This window comes from Erwinia sp. HDF1-3R, from assembly GCF_039621855.1.
Classification (GTDB): Bacteria; Pseudomonadota; Gammaproteobacteria; order Enterobacterales; family Enterobacteriaceae; genus Erwinia.
In genome coordinates, this window is the sequence record NZ_CP155071.1 from 2,988,456 (window position 1) to 3,007,358 (window position 18,903).

The window sequence follows — 18,903 nt, forward strand, 5'->3', positions numbered from 1 at the left end:
ATCCCTGCGGGTGACGGTGAGTTGTCCGGGCTGCAACATCTGCTGTGTCGGTGGATAATCCCTGCGGGTGCCGGGCGTCCTCGCGCCAGGCTTTGCCTGGTGCCTTTGGCTCCGACTCCAGGCCAGACGGCCCGGTCGCGAGCGGGCATCCCTGCCCGCCGCTCCCTGAGTGCAGCATCCCTGCTGCCCTCGCCTGGCCTTCCGTCTTCGCCGCAGCGCTGCGGATTGCCCGTCATCCGCAGGGATTATCCACCTCTCTGGCTTTCGAGTTGTTTTTAGTAAACGCGTAAATCTGGCCGCAGGTACATGAGCCGCTGCTAAACAAAGCGGGCTTCGTATTGACATGCTTATGTTCGTTCTGAAGCATAGCAATACACCCCCGTCACTCTTTGAACCGCCTTTGCCCGCAGCCCGCACAATGTAAAAGGAGCAGGCGGGTGGGGCCCGGTGACAGGCAATCCGCAGCGCTGAGCGCAGGGAGGAAGACCCGGATGGGCCAGCAGGGAGGCTGGCACAAGGGCATGCCGGGACAGGGATGTCACGTCATGCCCGGTCCGGAAAGTCGACGAGCGCAGCGAAGGAACCGCGCCACGCGCGGCGCGAGGACCGCCAGGCACCGGGCACCACCCGTTGGCGACGGCATCAGACCTTTTAGCTAGCCGGGTGCCGTCCGTTGGTGACATCACTAGCCCCTGCCGCACCGCGCACCAACCCCTGACGACATCACCAGCCTTTACCGCACCAGGCATCCCCCTCAGCGCTTCTTACGATTACGGTACATATCAATCGAAACGGCACTCACAATAATGATCCCTTTGATAATGTCCTGCACATAGGCATCGACGCCAACAAAGGTAAAGCCGCTCTTAATCAGCCCCAATATCACCGCACCTATCAGCGTCCCGGTAATGCGCCCCACCCCGCCCATCAGACTGCTGCCACCGATCACCGCGGCGGCAATCGCATCCAGCTCGTAGGAAACCCCCATGCTCGACTGACCGCTACTCACGCGGGCCGCCAACACCACCCCCGCCAGCCCGGACAGCCCACCCGCAAAGGTATAAACGATCACCAGATACTTATTAACGTTGATCCCCGACACCTTTGCCGAAATCATATTGCCGCCAATCGCATACACATACTTTCCGTAGCGCGTGTACTTCAGCGCAATATGGAAAACAAACGCCACCACCAGAAAAATAATCACCGGCATGCCGCCCTGCCCGATCGAAGTAAAACCATCGGACAGAAAGCTGATTGGATTCCCCTGGGTGTAATACTGCGCCAGACCGCGCGCCGACACCATCATCCCCAGGGTGGCAATAAAGGGTGGAATACCGGTTTTGGTGATCAAAAATCCGTTTACCGCCCCGCAAAGCAGCCCGACCGCCACCCCGGCAACGATGGGCACCACGGCCGGTAAATTCACCAGCGAAGGATACACCGGCGACAGGCTGTCGGAGGTTTGTGCCAGACTGGCCGCCACCACCGCCGTCAGCGCAATCACCGAGCCGGAAGAGAGATCAATCCCGGTAGTGATGATCACCTGCGTGACCCCCACCGCAATAATGCCAATAATCGCCACCTGTAAAATAATCAGCACCAGGCGGTTTGGATTCAGAAGGAACGACTGATCGCGCACGTACCAGCCGAATCCCTCAAAGATCAGCGCAATCCCCACCATCACGATAAAGATGCCGGTATCCTTCGGCAGCCGGGAGGTGAACCTGGAGAGCTGCGCGGGCAGAGTAAGCCGGGGAGTTGTCATTTTTACGTCACTCATAATTTGAACCCTTATTCGGATGCCAGCGACAGAATGGTTTCCTGATCGGCGTCTTCTTTACTGAGGATGCCGGTGATCCGACCGGCGTGCATCACCATCACCCGGTCACTCATACCCAGAATTTCAGGCAGCTCCGAGGACACCATGACAATCGCCACGCCGCGGTTAGCCAGTTCACTGATCAGTCGGTAAATTTCCGCCTTGGCCCCCACGTCAATGCCGCGCGTAGGCTCGTCAAGGATCAGCACCTTTGGCTGTGCCAGCAGCCAGCGCGCAATCAGCACCTTCTGCTGGTTGCCTCCGCTGAGGTTATTGATAATCTGATCCATCGTCGGCGTTTTGATATTCAGACGACGAATCTGCTCCATACAGTCCTTCGCCATCTGCATATGGCTGACAAAGCCTCCCCGACTGCTGTACTCCGGCATATTGACGATGCTCATGTTCTCCATTACCGACAGCACCAAAAACAGCCCGGATTTTTTGCGATCCTCAGTCAGAAACGCCAGGCCTTTGTCAATCGCGGTTGAGGGGGAATCAATGGTGACGGGTACGCCATCAATCAGAATTTCGCCGCCGTCAATGTGCGTCATGCCGAACAGACTCTCCATCACCTCGCTGCGCCCTGCCCCTACCAGCCCGGCAACGCCGAGGATCTCACCGCGTCGGACGCTAAAGCTGATCTCCTGAAACACGCCTTTACGTTGCAGATTGCGCACCGTCAGCACATCCTGACCGATGTCGTTATTGAATTTTGGAAAGAGCTGGGTAAGTTCTCTTCCTACCATCTGCGTAATCAGCGACTGGCGGCTGTAGCTGGCGGTCGTATCGCTGCCCACCCAGGCGCCATCGCGAAAGACGCTGACCTCATCGGTAATGGAAAAAATCTCATCCATTTTATGGCTGATATAGATGATGGCCTTACCCTGTGCCCGAAGGTCGCGAATGATGGTGAACAGGTGCGACACCTCCGTTTCGGTTAAGGCCGAAGTGGGTTCGTCCATAATCACCACGTCGGCATTCCATGAAACGGCCCTGGCAATCTCCACCATCTGCTGTGAGGCAATACTCAAATCACCCACCATCTTTTCCGGCGTCAGGCGGATATTCAGCTTGCTCAACAGATCGCGGGTCAGCTTATTGAGCTGGCGATGATTGACGAAGCCATACTTCATCGGTTCACGGCCCAGCCAGATGTTTTCTGCCACCGTCATATGCGGCACCAGGTTTAGCTCCTGATGGATCATCGAAATACCCGAACGCAGCGCGTCGAGCGTATCGTTGAACTGCACCGGCTCCCCTTTGACGCGGATAATCCCGTTATCGGGACGATATATCCCGATCAGGCATTTCATTAAGGTGGATTTCCCCGCGCCATTTTCGCCCATCAGTGCATGGACGCTTCCCGGTTTAACGCGCAGAGAGACATTATCTAACGCCCTCACGCCGGGGAAAAACTTGCTGATGCCTTCGGCCTCAAGCGCATATGCGGACATTTTTCACCTCCGGACAACAGGGTTATTTCTGATTGAGGCTGATAAATTTGGCCATATTGTCTTTGGTGATCAGCTGGTAGGGAATGTCGACCACCTTCTGCACCTTCTCGCCGTTTGCGAGGCTGATAGCCGTTTTTACTGCGCCCTCACCCTGACCTTTGGCATCCTGGAAGACCGTCGCCACCATTTTTCCATTTTTGATCATCTGTAGCGCATCGGGGGTGCCGTCGACGCCGGCGATAAGGATATGGTTGGCATTTTTACCGAGCGCCTGGAGCGCGCCAATCGCCATTTCATCGTTGTTTGAGGCGATAGCCTGGATATCGTCTCCGGCGGTTAGCCAGTTGCTGACCACGTCCACCGCATCGTTGCGCATAAATTTCGCCGTCTGCGCCTGCACCACCTTCAGGCCGGGATACTTCGCTATCACGGCTTTAACGCCTTTGGTGCGTTCACGGGTGGATTCATTAGCCAGGTCGCCCATCAGAATGGCGACGTTGCCTTTGAAATTCAGGTCCTTAGCGAGCGCCTCCATTTGCAGACGGCCTGCAAGCTCGGAGTCAGAGCCGACATAGGCCATTTTTCCGGTTAGCTCTGCGGAGGGACGGCGGTTAACGAAAATCAGCGGAACGCCCGCTTTGCTGGCCTGGTCCATAATCGGCTTAACGGCATTGGTGTCGACCGGATTAACGATGATGGCGTCTACCCCCTGGCCGATAAAGTTCTGCACCTGCTGAAGCTGCTGGGAAACATCGCCTTTGGCATCTTCGATTTGCGCCTTAACGTTATCCTTCTGCAACTCTTTCTGCATCGCGGTGCGCACGATGGTCAGGAAGTTGTCATCAAATAACGCCATCGAGACCCCAATCTGCAGGTCTTTGGCAAAGCCCGCGACCGGTAACATACACACTAACAGCGACGCTAAAATCGTTTTTTTCACTTTCATAACTCAGCCCTTTTATCGTTAGTATGCGCAGGCGGGTCGGACGTCGAATGAAAAATATCTTTTACATTCACACAACTTCACCAACGGCATTAGTTAATTTCACAGCCAAAACTATCTGGAAAAACAGCACGTTTTCTTTAAACCATTCATACCTCATCTTCTGTTGAATTAGAAGGTTAAACCAAATCTGCGGACACCTAACGAGTTAACCCGCGGTATTAATAGCAAGATAAGTTTATTTATTTCATAAATTGACTATTTGAAATTTTCACCATCAAAACACTGGAACGCGCGTTTTAAAATAATCAAACAACAAAATTTTGACATACCTCTAACATCGGCGCGGTAATTGATTTAAATTGAGATCTGGCGCAAGAGATTGCGCGTTATCCTGAAGGCAGGAAGGGGCTAACGGATGAGAAAGAGAGCAGATCGTTGATTTTGCCAGCAAACGCACCATAAAGGTGAAATCGGGCTTTGACATTCCCCTGGGCCATCGTTAATATGCGCCCCGTTGAAACAATTCCTCTGTAGTTCAGTCGGTAGAACGGCGGACTGTTAATCCGTATGTCACTGGTTCGAGTCCAGTCAGAGGAGCCATATTAAAGAAACCAGATGTCTACTGACGTCTGGTTTTTTGCTTTTTAGTCAGGCAGTTATTCTCTCTCCCTTGTTCGACAACGTCCTTCAAAGCGCGGCACCATCCACCCGCATTTGCTGGCACTTCCGGTTCTCCGTTTTGTACACTCATACGGAGAACGGTCCTGTGTGGCGCTCACTGATATAAAAAATAAGAAATGCAAAGCATTACGGGAAAGCCATCAAGCGCACGGATGGTTCTGGTATGTACCTGCTTGTTCATCCCAACGGCTCAAAATACTGGCGTATGCAATATCTTTTTGCCGGTAAGCAAAAAACCCTGGCGTCAGGCGTACATCCTGCCCTCTCTCTATCTGATGCCATGTAACACCGTGACGTGGCGAAAAAAACTGCTGGCGAAACGAAAGGTTCCGACCCTTTGGTTAGGAAGCAGGACGAGAAGTGCGAAAACAGCGGGGCCTTTTTATTTGAAGCAGTTGCCAGACAATGGCATGCGGGCAATTAGAAATGGTCAGAAGAGTACAAAAATAAAATCCTCGGCGCTCTGGAAATATATCTTTTTCCGGTTATTTGAAGGATACCACGAGTTTTCAGAACGCATTGACAATTGCCGTGGAAGATTACTTACCCGGCTGGCAGTGAAACTTACCCTGCTGACCTTTATTCGTTCCAGGGAACTCCGTTTTGCAAGATGGTCAGAAATTGATTTTGAAAAATCGTTATGGACAATACCAGTAACGGTGTTCACGTCAAGATTATCCGAGGTCAGAGTTGTGCTTTTGCTGTTGGATGGGCTTAGAACCCCACTCAGAGAAGATAATGAGGAATTAATCGACTGCCCCACCTTCCCTGTTATGTCGTTCAGTTGCTGACAGCCTGCGAGGGTGAAAGTGGCAGAGACGTATAGAGCCTTAATCGTTTTTTTCATTTTAAATAACCTGTACAGGATCATAAAATACTCACTGAACTGATATCTTCATTCAGAACAGTGAGTGATGGTGTTTTTCCCCTGATGTTGGCGTAGCCATTAACGTGCGGTCGGACGAACCCAACTGATTTTATCTTTGGTTTTAAATTTCAAAATTAGCAATAGGCCAAGCATTAAAGCGGGCAAAGTAATCACCATTACCGGCGTGGATTTGGTCAAATAAGCCATAAAAAATCCCGCAGGAATGCCAATAATCGTTCCAACGGCTACCAGCCCCTTCATGGTCTGCTGACTGACGTAGCCGTTAACTCTCTCAGCACCACAGCCCCTGCATACCGAAACATGCTCCTGGACATCTGTACCGCAAAACGGATATTCAAACATATTCTTCTTATCAACCCGAACACTCTAAGTAATTGATATTATTGACCTAAAGAATGAGGCTGTCATACCGTTTTTATCGACCAAATTGATATGCAAAAAAATAGCTATAATCTATCAAATAATTAATATACATCGATATAAACAATTAATCACCGATCGATTGGCGACCCTTTAATCGTTAATATCTATCAAAATAGATATATAGATCGATTTTGCAGATCAATAAGTTAATGAAATGTGTGATTAATTGACTGATTTTTTCCTAAAAAGCTCGCACTTTGAACACATTGAGTCCGAAGCACCTTACTATGATGTTGAGTCATGCTGTCATTACGGATAGGGTAAAGGCATCAACTAAGTGTTCTGTCCATGACGGGACGATATCTCTAGCAACGACATAGTTTTACGATATGCTTTGTTAGAAAGGCGGTTTGTAAATTCAATTGCGATAACCCAGGTAACGGAGTACCACCCAGTGAGCAATGCATTATTTCCTTTAACGATCTTCACGACCCAGCGCCGTTTCAATGATTTTTCTACGGACGATATGCGTTATGGCGACATTCCGGAAGACAGGCTGAGAAGAGAGTTCGGACTTAACAACATATCGAATGTGGTTGATCCCTATACCCTAACCCGACTGACAACATTTGATAATCCGCAATCAAGATTCGCAGGAGCTTATGGTAGCATTCACCGTGGCGATAAACTGAGTGTCCAGCAAGGTACGCAGCTATTGTTCGAGGAAATGCAGGTTACATCGCTACCTTTTTCTTTCGTTGGCCCGCATAGATATTTAATCAATCAGATGCTAAGGAATTTTCGGTTTTCACGGGGATTAGATTTTCACAATCCTCAATTAGATAGAGCTTATCGGAATAAACTGCATTCTGATTATGCTGCTAAGAAAACAACGTCTATCATGCAAGAAACGATTGGATTATTCATTGATTATACCAGCAAAGGATTTCCTCATGAACGACTGGAAAGTTTAACTTCTGCCATCAAACTCTCTATACTTCCAAAATCTGACTCTTTAATACTTGATAAAATTAATGGAATGGGAATTACTTTCCACGATTTTTATGCAACTAGAATAGAAATTCTTGGTCTTGATGTTAATGATCATGGCTGGAAAGCAAGTGTCAGATTTACAGGCCAGGATCATTTCGGCCTGGATGTCGGTGATATACGCAAGCGTAAATTCAATCAGTTTCAATTCTTCAGAATATGGTTTGTTCTTCAACGGTTGGATAAATTTGGTTTTCGTCCATTTCTGACAAATATGGAAGCTGTGATTGACATAGAAGGAAAACGATAATGCGTAAACTAGTAATTTTCTCACTGGCAGTGGTTTTATGTATTATTGGTTATCTGTTTCCAGGAAAACCTAATATTTCTGTTATTGGTGCACATTATGATGGTAGTACAGCACAAATTATTGTTGATAAATTACCTTTAACCGACTCAAACAAGATTAATTGGTGGCAAAGAAACCAAAATGAAATCCTTAAAAAATACGACATTCCAACTGGTGATAAAACACCCTTTCTTATTGTTGTCTATGCCTTTGGTGATGGCTATCAAGTAGAAGGTAAAGAAGACAGACTTTGCTTCACAGATATAAAACCACCAAAAAACTGTATTGATAAAAAAATTATTATGATGATCTGGCGCACGCGCGATGGTGGCGTTAAATATCAATTCTAATTTGTATTAGTTGCGACTTGATCTGACACATGTCCATGAATGGTTGAGAGTTACCGGTTTTGATATAGGTGTCGAACCCTTATAAAAAACACAGGGTAATTCTCATGCTTCATATAACCGCCGGGTCGCAGCGCTGCCGGAACTCCTGCCGGGCATTCATCACGGTGCGCCGGTTACGCCAGGCATACCAGCCGCTGCGGGCAACCCGCAGCACCCGGCACATGGCTTTAATGCTGAACTCAGCCTGATACTTTTCGACAAAGACATACTTCATTTCAGGCGCTTCGCGAAGTATGTCGCGGCCTTTTGGAGAATGGCAATCTCTTCCGCCTGCTCAGCCAGTTGCCGCTTAAGGCGGGCATTTTCAGCGGCCAGTTCACTTTCACGCTCTGACGCGGTCACTATCTGCTGTTGTTTGCTGCGCCAGGTATAAAGCTGTGATTCATACAGGCTGAGTTCGCGGGCCGCGGCAGCAACACCAATTTGCTCAGCAAGCTTCAGCGCTTCGTTGCGAAATTCATACGTGTGCTGCTTACGGGGCTTTTTGCTGGTCGATGTTGGTTTTGTCATGAGTCACCTCTGGTTGAGAGTTTACTCACTTAGTCGCGTGTCCACTATTGCTGGGTAGGATCAGGCCGTTTGAGTTTGCCCAAAATATTTACCCGCCCTTGTTTTAAGCATTTTCTATTTTTTTCTGGTTATAAAATAAAAACTTGATAAAATGATTTTCATAACAAGATTTATTACAGGGATGTAAAATGGGTGTTATGAGCATAATAGTAATTACTGTAGCATTGGGCTTGTATACTCTTTATGATAGTTATTCTTCGTATAAGAAAGGTGTATTTAAAGAATATCGCAAGATGGCTCCATTTATTTACCATTACAAAAAAGACAAATCATTCACCCCCAAAATACTAGAAAACATTCTACTCGGGTTGTTCATGATTGGTTTTGCCATCTGGTTCTGGTTTAAAACATCATGAGGTTATATTTTTAATTTAGCATAATATATAGATTTGAAATTGAGCTGTGATCATTTCACATTAGAATAATAGAATAATCCTCAACCAAGTAAAGACATTATAGTGTGATTGCGTTCTTCAGTCACTCATCAAAAAATGGCTTTCTCAAGGAGATTTTACTGAAATGAAAATTATTTATAGCAATTTCCAATAACCATTTTATAATTTATTTTAACCCCTTACTTTTGATATTAACTTTCCCCAAAAAGAATATTTTTCAACAACAGTTGACTGATTCGCCCATGATGGATTCAAAAGATCGGTTGATAATATATATTTATGATCATCATCATCAACGACTACGGCATTTAGCTTTTTAGCTATCTGCAACATCTTACAATAAAGCGCCTGGTCTGGATGCTTGGTTGAGATCCTTCCATCACTCCACTCAAGCCAGGGTCCATCATGTTCACTCTTACCGCTCCATACAGCAAAAAAATCACCATTCATTTTATCTACTGAAAGTTCTACATCATCATTAATAACCTGAAGCCATTCACCACTACTTATTGGGTTACTTGCGCTATCAAACTAATTTTCTGTTCTTATTATGTGAAGTTCAAAGCCCATAGCTATCTCCGTTTCTTGATGAAGATAGATTATTATGACTGCTCATTACCAGTCAATGAAATCATCTGGTAAAATTCTGTCACGAGCCATTTTCGTATATATTTTTTGTAGTCTTTCTGCCCACTGCTTTTGTGCCTTCTTCTCCCCAATTCCCGAAACCATACTCCGCTTTTGCAGCCACGGCTGTCCGGTCTTTATTGCTGCCCGGAGCAGGTTGACGGCCAGTGATTCTGCACAACATGATTGATGAGGGGGTAATGGTCTATCTCTAACAGCGATGCGTAAAAATCTGCTCTGGCGGTACGCAAATAATCACGCGCCGCACTCCATCGGGTAACAACACAGGCCAGCATTTCGAGACCACCCGGTGCTTGCGGGCACCAGGCCGCTGATGCATGGAAAATGTCGCTGAACGTCTCCCACTGCTGATAAAGCTTGTGGGTTGCGCCTTCAGCCAGTGCCTTAAGGGACGCTTTCTGGTTGGAGCCCAGCCATCGCTCTGGATAATCAATCATTCCGATGGACGCATAACAGTTAGTCACTATATAAATCAGACCGCGCAGTTGTTGCGAGCGTACTGAGGCATTCGTCGATAAAATTCCCGCGTCCGGGTATTCAAGCCCGAGGAAGATCATAATTGCTGCGCTTTCGGTCAGGACAGAACCATCGGGAAGGATTAATGTGGGTATCTGGACCAACGGATTGAGACGGCTTAACGCTTCTTCGGCGGTGTTTTTTTCCCAGGAGCTGGCTTTGACCACGCAATATTCCACGCCACAGCGGATAAGCGCCATTTCTATTGCGGCCGATCCGGAATGGTCCGAGCCATAAAGCGTATACATGACATTCTCCACTGGCGGGTGATTATCAGTAAGCATAATAGATTGCCGTGCGACTGCGAGCGCAGGAAGAAACGAGGCAGTACTGTAGACGCCTGCGCTAACCGGAAAACTCCAGGCAACGCTGTGGTTGCCTGCATTCGCAGCAATAATCAGGCAGCCTTATGGGCTGCCCGCACTCAGACTTTAAGCATCTTCACCGTGGCATCCACGTCAATCTCATCTTCTGAGAAGATTAATGTCGTACCCTGGAAGGTGGTGATCGCCAGTTTTTTCAGCGAGCGCATTTCACCCGGCTCAGTGGAGGATTTCGGCCTGATGCTGTTCATCAACAGGCCCACAGAGAGCACTGCATTTTCTTTGTCAATGCGGGCATCGACAGGGACTTCTTCACTGTAAACCAGCCAGGACTTGATCGCCGTGAGCTTGAGACGCTCGCCTGCGATATAAATATAGTTGCTTTCCGGTAGCACCTTGACTGCGTAGGCTGACAAACCTTTGCTATTGGTGCCAGGTTCGAAAGTCACCGACGCATTTTTGTCAATCAGCTCGGGGTTGGCGACCTTGATCACATGAAAATAACGGTTATCACCGTTCTCATCTTTGATAAATCCAAAACCTTTTTCTTTAAACCAGGTTGTGATCGTTCCGTTCATCGCCTTTACCGCCTACTTTATCGTTAATCTACTCAGTTTTTACAGCGCGCAGTGTAAAGCACAACGGCTGTGTAGACTACGTTTTGGTTTAAGTCTGGATGATAAATCTCTGCTATGCGAGGGGCAGCCAGATAACCTATCCCTTTAGATGCCTGAGGATCACCCTGCCGCAGCGCGCAAATTTGCTCTGGGTGAGAAAAAGTCATTTTACACCTATAAATCAAAAAGGGTCTGTCATGAGTGATTCCGCTTGCATATCAATCGGGCTGCTACTGTTTCCGGCACTGACACAGCTTGATCTCACCGGTCCGTATGAAGTTTTTGTCAGAGCCCCTGACACCAACGTCCATCTCATTTGGAAAACGCGGGATCCTGTCGTATCGGACCGGGGAATGGCAATTCTGCCGACTACCACTTTCAGCACATGCCCGAAACTTGATGTCATCTGCATTCCCGGAGGACCCGGACAGATAGACCTGATGGCGGATGAGAATGTGCTTTCGTTTATACGCGCCCAGAGTCACCAGGCCCGACTCGTGACTTCCGTATGCACGGGCTCGTTGATACTTGCCGCCGCCGGGCTTCTGAAAGGATATCGGGCAACGACGCATTGGGCTTCGCTGGATCAACTCTCTCTGTTGGGGGCAGAACCCGTAAACGAGCGTGTCGTCCGGGATCGCAATCGTATTACTGGCGCGGGCGTAACATCCGGCATTGATTTTGCGCTTACCGTTGTGGCCGAGCTGTATGGCATTGAGATTGCTCAGAATATTCAATTACACATGGAGTACGACCCCGCGCCACCTTTTTCCTGTGGCTCCCCCCGGACGGCATCTCCGGCCCAGCTGCAAAAAGCAAAAGAACAGACGGCGGCATTTATTGAAAAAAGGCGACAGGCGACGGTAAAAGCAGCGTCAACCCTCTTAAAAATGTCGCGATAGCGCACTGTCAGGCCAGGGCTGATCATAAGCGACAACAGTCACTTTAAGCGTATTCGCTCCCTTTCATTTTCTATCGGCCTGACATCACCTCAGAGCGACCGATCATGTTGCTACCGCTTAGCTATCCTGTCGGCTGCTTGAGCTAAGCCATTTTCGGCTATACCCGAAGGCAGCAATGAGCATAAAGCGGGCGTTGCATAAAATAGCCCGCCCTGAGCGTCAACACATAACATGTTGATTTAAATCAATAATCTAGAAAAAAGAAAATTTATGCAGCAAAAGGCGTACTGCGCGCGAGGCAGATCATGAAGATGACTCATGTTGCAGTGAAATTAAATCACTTCCCCTCGTCCAGTGTTGATGGCATAAAATATGCATTATTGATTATCAACAATATAAAGACCACTGAATGAGAAAACCGGAAAAGGAAGCTGGGAAATAGCGAAGAAATAATAAAAATTCAGGTTCTTATATCAGACATTAGGATCACAGATTATGACGAATAACGATTTCACCTTTGCTGTAAAAAGCATTAATTTTGATGAAAACTATAACCCATCAGAAAGTACGCGCATCACGACCAACTTTGCTAATTTAGCCAGAGGCGAAAAACGTCAGGAGAACCTGCGCAATGCTCTGGCGATGATTGACAATCGCTTCAACACGCTGGCGCATTGGGATAACCCGAAAGGGGATCGTTATTCGGTTGAGCTTGAAATCGTTTCCGTTGAGATGGATGTTGAGGGCAAGGGTAATACCTTCCCGGTGATTGAAATACTGAAGACGAATATCGTCGATAAAAAGACCAATGAACGCATTGAAGGTATTGTCGGCAATAATTTTTCTTCTTACGTGCGGGATTATGACTTTAGCGTCGTACTGTTAGAGCACAACAGGAATAAATCCACCTTCAGCACGCCGGAGAACTTTGGCGATTTGCACGGAAAACTATTTAAATGCTTTGTTAACTCAGCAACTTACAAAGAAAACTTTACTAAAGCGCCGGTGATATGCCTGAGCGTTTCCAGCAAAAATGTCTATCACCGTACGGATTATCAGCATCCTGTCCTGGGCATTGAATACCAGCAAAATGAACCCTCCATGACCGATCACTACTTCAATAAAATGGGGTTACAGGCACGCTATTTTATGCCAGCAAACAGCGTTGCCCCTTTAGCTTTCTATTTTGCGGGTGATTTGACGGGTGATTATACCGATCTTGAGCTTATCAGCACCATCAGTACGATGGAGACGTTCCAAAAGATTTACCGACCTGAGATTTACAATGCGCATGCTGTTGCAGGAAAAGCGTATCAGCCGAATTTGGATCAGCAGGATTATGCATTAACCAAAATTGTTTATGATCGAGAAGAGCGTAGCCGGTTAGCTATTGAGCAGGGTAAGTTTACTGAAGAGCACTTCATTAAACCTTATCGAACTATTCTTGAGCAGTGGTCTGCTAATTACGTTCTTTGATTAACTAAAAATACAAGGCATCTGTTATGAAAATATTGTTACCTACGTCGACCGCGGGCAGTTTACCTAAACCCTCCTGGCTTGCGCAGCCTGAGACACTGTGGTCACCCTGGAAATTGCAGGGTCAGGAACTGATTGATGGCAAACAGGATGCTCTGCGTTTGTGTCTGGAAGATCAGCAGCAGGCCGGTATCGATATTGTCAGTGATGGCGAGCAAACGCGCCAACATTTTGTCACCACCTTTATTGAGCACCTCAGCGGCGTGGATTTCGAGAAGCGTGAGATCGTGAAAATCCGTAATCGCTATGATGCGAGTGTCCCAACGGTTGTGGGGCCGGTGAGTCGCCAAAAGCCCGTTTTCGTGGAAGATGCCCGTTTTTTACGTCAGCAAACCGATAAACCCATTAAGTGGGCCCTGCCCGGTCCTATGACGATGATTGATACGCTGTATGACAGCCACTATAAAAGTCGCGAAAAACTCGCCTGGGAATTCGCTAAAATTCTCAATCAGGAAGCCAAAGAACTTGAGGCGGCCGGCGTTGATATTATCCAGTTTGATGAACCTGCCTTTAACGTATTTTTCGATGAGGTGAATGACTGGGGGATTGCCGCTTTAGAGAGAGCCATCGAAGGGCTTAAGTGTGAAACCGCCGTACATATTTGCTATGGCTACGGCATCAAAGCCAATACGGACTGGAAAAAGACGCTGGGTTCAGAGTGGCGGCAATATGAAGAGATTTTCCCGAAGCTGCAGGCCTCTGATATCGATATCATCTCCCTGGAATGTCAAAACTCGCATGTTCCAATGGAGCTGATTGAACTGATCCGGGGTAAAAAAGTGATGGTTGGGGCCATTGACGTGGCAACCAATACCATTGAAACCCCCGAGGAGGTCGCCAATACCCTGCGCAAGGCGCTTCAGTTTGTCGATGCCGATAAGCTCTATCCGTCAACTAACTGTGGCATGATCCCGCTCTCCCGTCAGGTTGCGAGAGGCAAGCTCAATGCGTTAAGCGCAGGGGCAGAAATCGTTCGCAGAGAACTGCTGGCTAAATAACCTGGCCCTGTCGCGGCAAGGTTAAGTGAATTACCTGCTCTCTCCGATGGTCCACTGTAAGGCAGGCGATCGGAGTAAGCTTTCCTGCCGCGCCAGTTGCTCGTTCTTCTCTTTTACAAGCCGACCTGCGAAAGCGATGATCTCCCCACTTGTTTTACCGGACAGCTCGCCTTTAAATACACTTATCTTTTCCTGGGAGCCAGGATTCACGCGTTTAAAATCGTCAGAATTCGTCGGGTTCACCCGGCAGCGATTCTGATAATTCCTGCCCCTCAACGCCCGCATAGGTAATTAACAGCTCGGCCGGTTCATCGGTGGTGTAGCCACGATGAGCGCTGTTAACCGTTTCGTTGATTACCTGCCCGGCGTAGAAGGTATGGCATTCACCGCTCTCTTTATCCTCAACGGTCAGCGAGCCGGAGACCAGATAGGCAATATTAGGCATGGGATGAATATGCCAGGGTAATGAAGTGTGAGCCGGAAGCGAGAGCTTTATCATTGAGAGCTGAGGCTTGCCAGCCGGATAGGGGTCATAAGGATGCCCATTCCATGCGCCGTTACACGCCAGCAGCACCTCGCTTTTAATCTGATCGGCATTATTCTGCGGTGCGTTATCGCCGCTCATTCTTTTCTCCTTTTTATTACGGGTCTGAATTAATTAATAACGCAAAGTGACCAGTGAAATATTTTTTGTCATTATGGAGTAATTCATCTAAACCTAATAAAGGTTTAGTTAATAATACCCAGAAAATCAATGCGCTTCACGCAGGCTGAGCATTAATTTGCTTTACCTCCTCTGTTTTATATCCCGGTATTAAGGAGTCGCTGTTGAACAGAAGAAATTTCATTATTAGCGGGCTCGCTGCGGCGGCGCTGGCGCGTCAAAGCCTGGCGGCAGTGAAGTCGGCCTCCCCACTTGAGGTCGCGGTTACCTCCCCCTGGCTGACCAACGGCGCGGCGGTCTCCTCGCAGGGAACAATATTTATTAACCTGCCGCGTTTTAAAGGCCATGAAAACTCCCCTGCGCTGGCGAAGGTCACAATAAACGGCCCGGTGCCCTTCCCCGGTAACGCCTGGAACCAGTGGCGGGCGGGCGACAGCGGCGTGGACCAGCTGGTGAATATTAATGCGGTGCATATATTCAATGATGACCTGGTATGGGTGGTTGATCAGGGGGCACCTGAGGATGGCACTCCCGCGCCGGGCGCGGCGAAGCTGGTCGCCTTTGAAATCGCCACCGGACGCGTCAGCAAAATCGTACGCTTTGATGCACAAAGCCTGCCGCCGGGCGGTGCGCCCAACGATTTGCGGCTGTATGGCGACCTGATATTTGTCACCGATTCGGGCCTGGGCGGCATCATCATCCATAACCTGAAAACCGGGGTGACCAAAAGAAAACTTTCCGCTCTGCCCGAGCTGAAAAAGCCGCCGCAGCTGGCGCAAAAGGGGTTTGGCGGCCGCATCCTGAGCGATGAAAAGGGCAAACGGCCCGAGGTCGAGAGCGATATGCTGGAGGTCAGCCCCGATGGCAAATGGCTCTATTTCTCTACTCCCACCGGCCCGATGCGCCGCATTGCCACGCGCTACCTGCTGGATGATGCGCTGGATGACGCGACCTTGCAGGGGCACATTGAAAAGTACGCGGATATCCCCTCAATCGGCGGCACCGCGATGGATAGCCAGGGTAACTTTTATCTCTCCAACACCGAAAGCCGTTCGGTCGAGCGGCTGCTGCCCGGCGGCAAACGCCAGGTGTTAATTCAGGATGACCGCCTGATCTCTGCCGACGCGCTGTTTATTGACCGCAGCCGGAATATCTATATTCCCGCGCCGCAGCTTGAATATCTCCCCTCCTCGAATCAGGGCGTCAACAAAACCGCCGCGCCCTGGTTTATCTATAAATTTCCACTGCCCTAAAGGCTGACGCGCTAGCGATGATTCAGGCGGCGGGACAGCCTGTCGCCAAATAGCTGAAGCAGCGTTACCAGCGCGACCAGCACCACTATCACTGTAAGCATTACCTGGGTATCGAAGCGCTGATAGCCGTAGCGGTAGGCCAGATCCCCCAGCCCACCCGCCCCGATGGCACCGGCCATCGCCGAGGCGTTGATCATGGTGACCAGGGTAATGGTGAAGCCACTGACAATGCCGGGACGCGCCTCGGGCAACAGGACGTGCCAGATAATATGCCGCCGATGAAATCCCATTGCCTGGGCGGCCTCCACCAGCCCCTTATCCACCTCGCGCAGGCTCACTTCGGCAATGCGGGCGAAGAACGGCGTGGCCGCCAGCGTCAGCGGCACCACGGCGGCCCAGACGCCATAGGTGGTGCCAACGATCAGCCGGGTAAAAGGGATCAGCGCCACCATCAGGATCAAAAAGGGGATTGACCGGAACAGGTTAACCAGCCAGCCCAGTACGCGGTTAAGCAGCGGGCTGGCAAACAGATTCTCACCACCGGTGATCACCAGGACCACCGCCAGCGGCAGCCCCAGCAGCAGCGCGGCCAGCGAAGAGCAGCCCACCATCATGAGCGTGTCCAGCAGCCCCTGCCAGAGTCGATCAATCGGTAACATAGCCTCTCACCTCCACCCGGTCAGCCAGACCTGCTGGCATCTTCTCCACGCGAAAGGGCAGCCGACTGGCCGCCGCCAGCAGCAGCAGTTGACCAATTTGCCGCCCCTGAACCCATTCCAGCGTACTCTGTAGCAGCTGCACCTCTTCGCCCAGCTGGCGGATTAAGGTCGTCAGCGGCGGCACCTCCGTTCTGCCGGTATAGCTGAGTGCCAGCAGCGGCCGTGACTGAGCAGAGAGCGGATGGGCGCGCAGCCGGTCCGTCAGACGCGCTGGCAGCCCGTCAGGATCGGGCCTGAGCAGCACGCGGCTGGTGGCCTGCTGTGGGTCGCCATACACCTGCCAGACCGGGCCGGATTCAATCACCCTTCCCCGCTCCAGCACGGCCACCTGATGGCACAGATCATGGATCACATTCATCTCATGCGTGATCAGCACAATGGTAATGCCCTTCTGCCGGTTGATATCGCGTAGCAGGTCGAGGATGGCGCGCGTGGTTTCCGGATCCAGCGCCGAGGTGGCCTCATCGCACAGCAGCAGTTGCGGATCGTGCACTAGCGCACGGGCAATGCCTACCCGCTGCTTTTGGCCGCCGGAGAGCTGGGCAGGCCAGGCGTGCTGATGCTCCAGCAGCCCCACCAGCGCCAGCAGCTCATCGACTTTACGCTGCCGCTGCGGAGCGGGAATGCCGGCCACCCGCATGGGCAGCTCGATATTCTCGCGCACCGTTTTTGCCGACAGCAGGTTGAAGTGCTGAAAGATCATCCCGGTGGTCCGCCGCCAGCTCACCAGCTTGTGGGGAGAAAGGGTGCTCAGGTCAACGTTATCGACCCACACGCTGCCGCTGGTGGGCTCTTCCAGACGGTTCAGGCAGCGGATCAGGGACGATTTACCGGCACCGCTGCGGCCAATAATGCCAAAAATGGCCCCCCGCTCGATCTGCAACCCGACGTTGTGCAGCGCGTCGCTCTGCTGCCCCGGATAGCGTTTGGTCAGCCCGGAAATAACGATGTGCAGCGCGGCGGCCTCGGGTAGCGTTCCGGCGGCGGGTGATGTTTCCTGTTCAGGCCAGGCGAGCGTCACCATGCTTACTGACGCCAGCCGGGCTGATACAGCTTGCCGTAGAATTTATCCAGGCTGGCCCGTACCACCGGCGAATGCTGATAGATATCGACAAATTTCTTCAGGCGCGGATCGTCCTGATGGCCATCGCGGATCACAAACTGAATCACATACTCAGGATGCTCCAGCCCGTCGAACAGCAGGGCGTTATTCGGATCAATCACCCCGGACAGGCGCAAATAGTGGGGATACCCCTCCGCCAGGTCGACCTCTTCCAGCGATCGGGAGAGCTGCACGGCCTCTACCTCAATAATCTTCAGCTTTTTCGGGTTATCCACGATGTCATCAACGGTCGATTTCAGACCGGTGCCGGATTTCAGCTTTATCAGCCCGGCCTTTTGCAGCAGCAACAGCCCCCGCGCGCCGTTGATCGGGTCATTGGCAATGGCGACGGTGCCGCCCTGGGGGATCTGATCCAGGCGGGTATGTTTTTTAGAATAAAGCCCGACGTTATTGATGATCGCCGGGGCATATTTTACCAGGTGAAAGCCGCCCTGCTGATTGGCATTGTCGAGGAAGGGCTGGTGCTGGAACAGGTTCACGTCAATATCGCCGTTCTCCAGGCTGACGTTGGGCGCGGTCCAGTCGTTAAATTCAATCAGTTCCACCGCCAGGCCCTGCTTTTTTGCTTCTGCCACGGCGGTTTCCAGCGGTGGCGCGAAGGCGGAGGTGGTGCCCACCTTCAGCGGTCCTGTGTAGTCTGCCGCCGTAGCGGCAGCGGAAAGCGCCAGCGCCCCGGCCAGCAGCAGATGTTTAAAAGGGTGCGTCAAATGCATGCGAGTTCCTTAAGGTTTC

At 50.3% G+C, this 18,903-nt stretch carries 18 protein-coding genes, 1 tRNA gene and 2 pseudogenes; 9 read left to right on the plus strand and 12 right to left on the minus strand.

Translation table 11 applies throughout. The features are described from left to right. The first annotated feature begins 50 nt into the window (after nucleotides 1–50). Complete coding sequence (locus tag AAGR22_RS13645) at nucleotides 51–290, plus strand: hypothetical protein (protein WP_345828018.1); 240 nt, start codon at nucleotides 51–53, stop codon at nucleotides 288–290. 464 nt (nucleotides 291–754) lie between these two features. On the opposite strand, the gene AAGR22_RS13650 is transcribed toward AAGR22_RS13645, so the two are convergent. The 3 genes from AAGR22_RS13650 to AAGR22_RS13660 are packed head-to-tail and all read right to left on the minus strand — an operon-like array spanning nucleotide 755 to nucleotide 4,225. Continuing rightward, a complete protein-coding gene (locus AAGR22_RS13650) occupies nucleotides 755–1,768 on the minus strand; it encodes an ABC transporter permease (protein WP_345831602.1) in 1,014 nt (337 codons plus the stop codon). Between the two features lie 26 nt (nucleotides 1,769–1,794). After that, complete coding sequence (locus tag AAGR22_RS13655) at nucleotides 1,795–3,279, minus strand: sugar ABC transporter ATP-binding protein (protein WP_345828019.1); 1,485 nt, start codon at nucleotides 3,277–3,279, stop codon at nucleotides 1,795–1,797. A gap of 22 nt (nucleotides 3,280–3,301) precedes the next feature. Beyond that, nucleotides 3,302–4,225 (minus strand): sugar ABC transporter substrate-binding protein, encoded by a 924-nt coding sequence (locus AAGR22_RS13660; RefSeq protein ID WP_345828020.1) that lies wholly within the window; start codon nucleotides 4,223–4,225, stop codon nucleotides 3,302–3,304. A gap of 524 nt (nucleotides 4,226–4,749) precedes the next feature. Here AAGR22_RS13660 and AAGR22_RS13665 point away from each other — a divergent pair. Then, nucleotides 4,750–4,825, plus strand: a tRNA-Asn gene (locus AAGR22_RS13665). A 168-nt stretch (nucleotides 4,826–4,993) separates the two neighbouring features. Next, nucleotides 4,994–5,559, plus strand: a pseudogene (locus AAGR22_RS13670) (integrase family protein); the annotation flags it as partial. A gap of 293 nt (nucleotides 5,560–5,852) precedes the next feature. Here the strand turns inward: AAGR22_RS13670 and AAGR22_RS13675 are convergent. Next, nucleotides 5,853–6,137, minus strand: coding sequence for a hypothetical protein (locus AAGR22_RS13675; RefSeq protein ID WP_345828021.1), 285 nt, complete (start codon nucleotides 6,135–6,137; stop codon nucleotides 5,853–5,855). 475 nt (nucleotides 6,138–6,612) lie between these two features. Between AAGR22_RS13675 and AAGR22_RS13680 the strand changes: the two genes are divergently transcribed. Together AAGR22_RS13680 and AAGR22_RS13685 are read left to right on the plus strand one after the other, a co-directional pair. Continuing rightward, nucleotides 6,613–7,458, plus strand: coding sequence for a DUF3289 family protein (locus AAGR22_RS13680; protein WP_345828022.1), 846 nt, complete (start codon nucleotides 6,613–6,615; stop codon nucleotides 7,456–7,458). Then, a complete protein-coding gene (locus tag AAGR22_RS13685) occupies nucleotides 7,458–7,847 on the plus strand; it encodes a DUF943 family protein (protein ID WP_345828023.1) in 390 nt (129 codons plus the stop codon). The genes AAGR22_RS13680 and AAGR22_RS13685 overlap by 1 nt, the downstream gene beginning before the upstream one ends. Before the next feature lie 124 nt (nucleotides 7,848–7,971). Here the strand turns inward: AAGR22_RS13685 and AAGR22_RS13690 are convergent. The 4 genes and pseudogenes from AAGR22_RS13690 to AAGR22_RS13705 form a co-directional block, all read right to left on the minus strand. Then, nucleotides 7,972–8,417, minus strand: a pseudogene (locus AAGR22_RS13690) (transposase); the annotation flags it as partial. Between the two features lie 626 nt (nucleotides 8,418–9,043). After that, on the minus strand, nucleotides 9,044–9,382 hold the full coding sequence (locus AAGR22_RS13695; protein ID WP_345831603.1) for a hypothetical protein: 339 nt from the start codon (nucleotides 9,380–9,382) through the stop codon (nucleotides 9,044–9,046). Nucleotides 9,383–9,636: 254 nt separating this feature from the next. Continuing rightward, nucleotides 9,637–10,284, minus strand: a complete 648-nt coding sequence (locus AAGR22_RS13700; protein WP_345828024.1) for a glutathione S-transferase — start codon at nucleotides 10,282–10,284, stop codon at nucleotides 9,637–9,639. A 176-nt stretch (nucleotides 10,285–10,460) separates the two neighbouring features. Next, nucleotides 10,461–10,937: a cold shock domain-containing protein gene (locus tag AAGR22_RS13705; protein ID WP_067707099.1), complete on the minus strand. Its 477-nt coding sequence runs from the start codon at nucleotides 10,935–10,937 to the stop codon at nucleotides 10,461–10,463. Nucleotides 10,938–11,173: 236 nt separating this feature from the next. Between AAGR22_RS13705 and AAGR22_RS13710 the strand changes: the two genes are divergently transcribed. The 3 genes from AAGR22_RS13710 (at nucleotide 11,174) to AAGR22_RS13720 (ending at nucleotide 14,412) form a co-directional block, all read left to right on the plus strand. After that, entirely contained in the window at nucleotides 11,174–11,878 is a 705-nt protein-coding gene (locus AAGR22_RS13710; RefSeq protein ID WP_345828025.1) for a DJ-1/PfpI family protein, read from the plus strand. A 495-nt stretch (nucleotides 11,879–12,373) separates the two neighbouring features. Next, nucleotides 12,374–13,354: a DUF1852 domain-containing protein gene (locus AAGR22_RS13715; protein WP_345828026.1), complete on the plus strand. Its 981-nt coding sequence runs from the start codon at nucleotides 12,374–12,376 to the stop codon at nucleotides 13,352–13,354. A gap of 26 nt (nucleotides 13,355–13,380) precedes the next feature. Beyond that, complete coding sequence (locus AAGR22_RS13720; protein WP_345828028.1) at nucleotides 13,381–14,412, plus strand: methionine synthase; 1,032 nt, start codon at nucleotides 13,381–13,383, stop codon at nucleotides 14,410–14,412. A gap of 223 nt (nucleotides 14,413–14,635) precedes the next feature. Here the strand turns inward: AAGR22_RS13720 and AAGR22_RS13725 are convergent, their stop codons facing one another. Then, nucleotides 14,636–15,037, minus strand: a complete 402-nt coding sequence (locus tag AAGR22_RS13725) for a cupin domain-containing protein (RefSeq protein ID WP_345828029.1) — start codon at nucleotides 15,035–15,037, stop codon at nucleotides 14,636–14,638. Between the two features lie 203 nt (nucleotides 15,038–15,240). On the opposite strand from AAGR22_RS13725, the gene AAGR22_RS13730 reads away from it, so the two are divergent. Beyond that, on the plus strand, nucleotides 15,241–16,329 hold the full coding sequence (locus tag AAGR22_RS13730; protein ID WP_345828030.1) for a hypothetical protein: 1,089 nt from the start codon (nucleotides 15,241–15,243) through the stop codon (nucleotides 16,327–16,329). A gap of 11 nt (nucleotides 16,330–16,340) precedes the next feature. Here the strand turns inward: AAGR22_RS13730 and AAGR22_RS13735 are convergent, their stop codons facing one another. The 3 genes from AAGR22_RS13735 to AAGR22_RS13745 are packed head-to-tail and all read right to left on the minus strand — an operon-like array spanning nucleotide 16,341 to nucleotide 18,884. Continuing rightward, nucleotides 16,341–16,988, minus strand: a complete 648-nt coding sequence (locus tag AAGR22_RS13735; protein WP_345828031.1) for a methionine ABC transporter permease — start codon at nucleotides 16,986–16,988, stop codon at nucleotides 16,341–16,343. Continuing rightward, complete coding sequence (locus AAGR22_RS13740) at nucleotides 16,975–18,072, minus strand: ATP-binding cassette domain-containing protein (protein ID WP_345828032.1); 1,098 nt, start codon at nucleotides 18,070–18,072, stop codon at nucleotides 16,975–16,977. Before AAGR22_RS13740 ends, AAGR22_RS13735 begins: the two co-directional genes overlap by 14 nt. Before the next feature lie 2 nt (nucleotides 18,073–18,074). Next, the gene (locus tag AAGR22_RS13745) at nucleotides 18,075–18,884 is read right to left on the minus strand and encodes a MetQ/NlpA family ABC transporter substrate-binding protein (protein ID WP_345828033.1); all 810 of its coding nucleotides are present in this window, start codon (nucleotides 18,882–18,884) and stop codon (nucleotides 18,075–18,077) included. Nucleotides 18,885–18,903 lie beyond the last annotated feature (19 nt).

Coding starts and splice junctions, on each gene's coding strand:
- AAGR22_RS13650 (WP_345831602.1), bottom strand. CDS start 1,768: ATGACAACTCCCCGGCTTACTCTGCCCGCGCAGCTCTCCAGGTTCACC.
- AAGR22_RS13655 (WP_345828019.1), bottom strand. CDS start 3,279: ATGTCCGCATATGCGCTTGAGGCCGAAGGCATCAGCAAGTTTTTCCCC.
- AAGR22_RS13660 (WP_345828020.1), bottom strand. CDS start 4,225: ATGAAAGTGAAAAAAACGATTTTAGCGTCGCTGTTAGTGTGTATGTTA.
- AAGR22_RS13675 (WP_345828021.1), bottom strand. CDS start 6,137: ATGTTTGAATATCCGTTTTGCGGTACAGATGTCCAGGAGCATGTTTCG.
- AAGR22_RS13685 (WP_345828023.1), top strand. CDS start 7,458: ATGCGTAAACTAGTAATTTTCTCACTGGCAGTGGTTTTATGTATTATT.
- AAGR22_RS13700 (WP_345828024.1), bottom strand. CDS start 10,284: ATGTATACGCTTTATGGCTCGGACCATTCCGGATCGGCCGCAATAGAA.
- AAGR22_RS13705 (WP_067707099.1), bottom strand. CDS start 10,937: ATGAACGGAACGATCACAACCTGGTTTAAAGAAAAAGGTTTTGGATTT.
- AAGR22_RS13710 (WP_345828025.1), top strand. CDS start 11,174: ATGAGTGATTCCGCTTGCATATCAATCGGGCTGCTACTGTTTCCGGCA.
- AAGR22_RS13715 (WP_345828026.1), top strand. CDS start 12,374: ATGACGAATAACGATTTCACCTTTGCTGTAAAAAGCATTAATTTTGAT.
- AAGR22_RS13720 (WP_345828028.1), top strand. CDS start 13,381: ATGAAAATATTGTTACCTACGTCGACCGCGGGCAGTTTACCTAAACCC.
- AAGR22_RS13725 (WP_345828029.1), bottom strand. CDS start 15,037: ATGAGCGGCGATAACGCACCGCAGAATAATGCCGATCAGATTAAAAGC.
- AAGR22_RS13735 (WP_345828031.1), bottom strand. CDS start 16,988: ATGTTACCGATTGATCGACTCTGGCAGGGGCTGCTGGACACGCTCATG.
- AAGR22_RS13740 (WP_345828032.1), bottom strand. CDS start 18,072: ATGGTGACGCTCGCCTGGCCTGAACAGGAAACATCACCCGCCGCCGGA.
- AAGR22_RS13745 (WP_345828033.1), bottom strand. CDS start 18,884: ATGCATTTGACGCACCCTTTTAAACATCTGCTGCTGGCCGGGGCGCTG.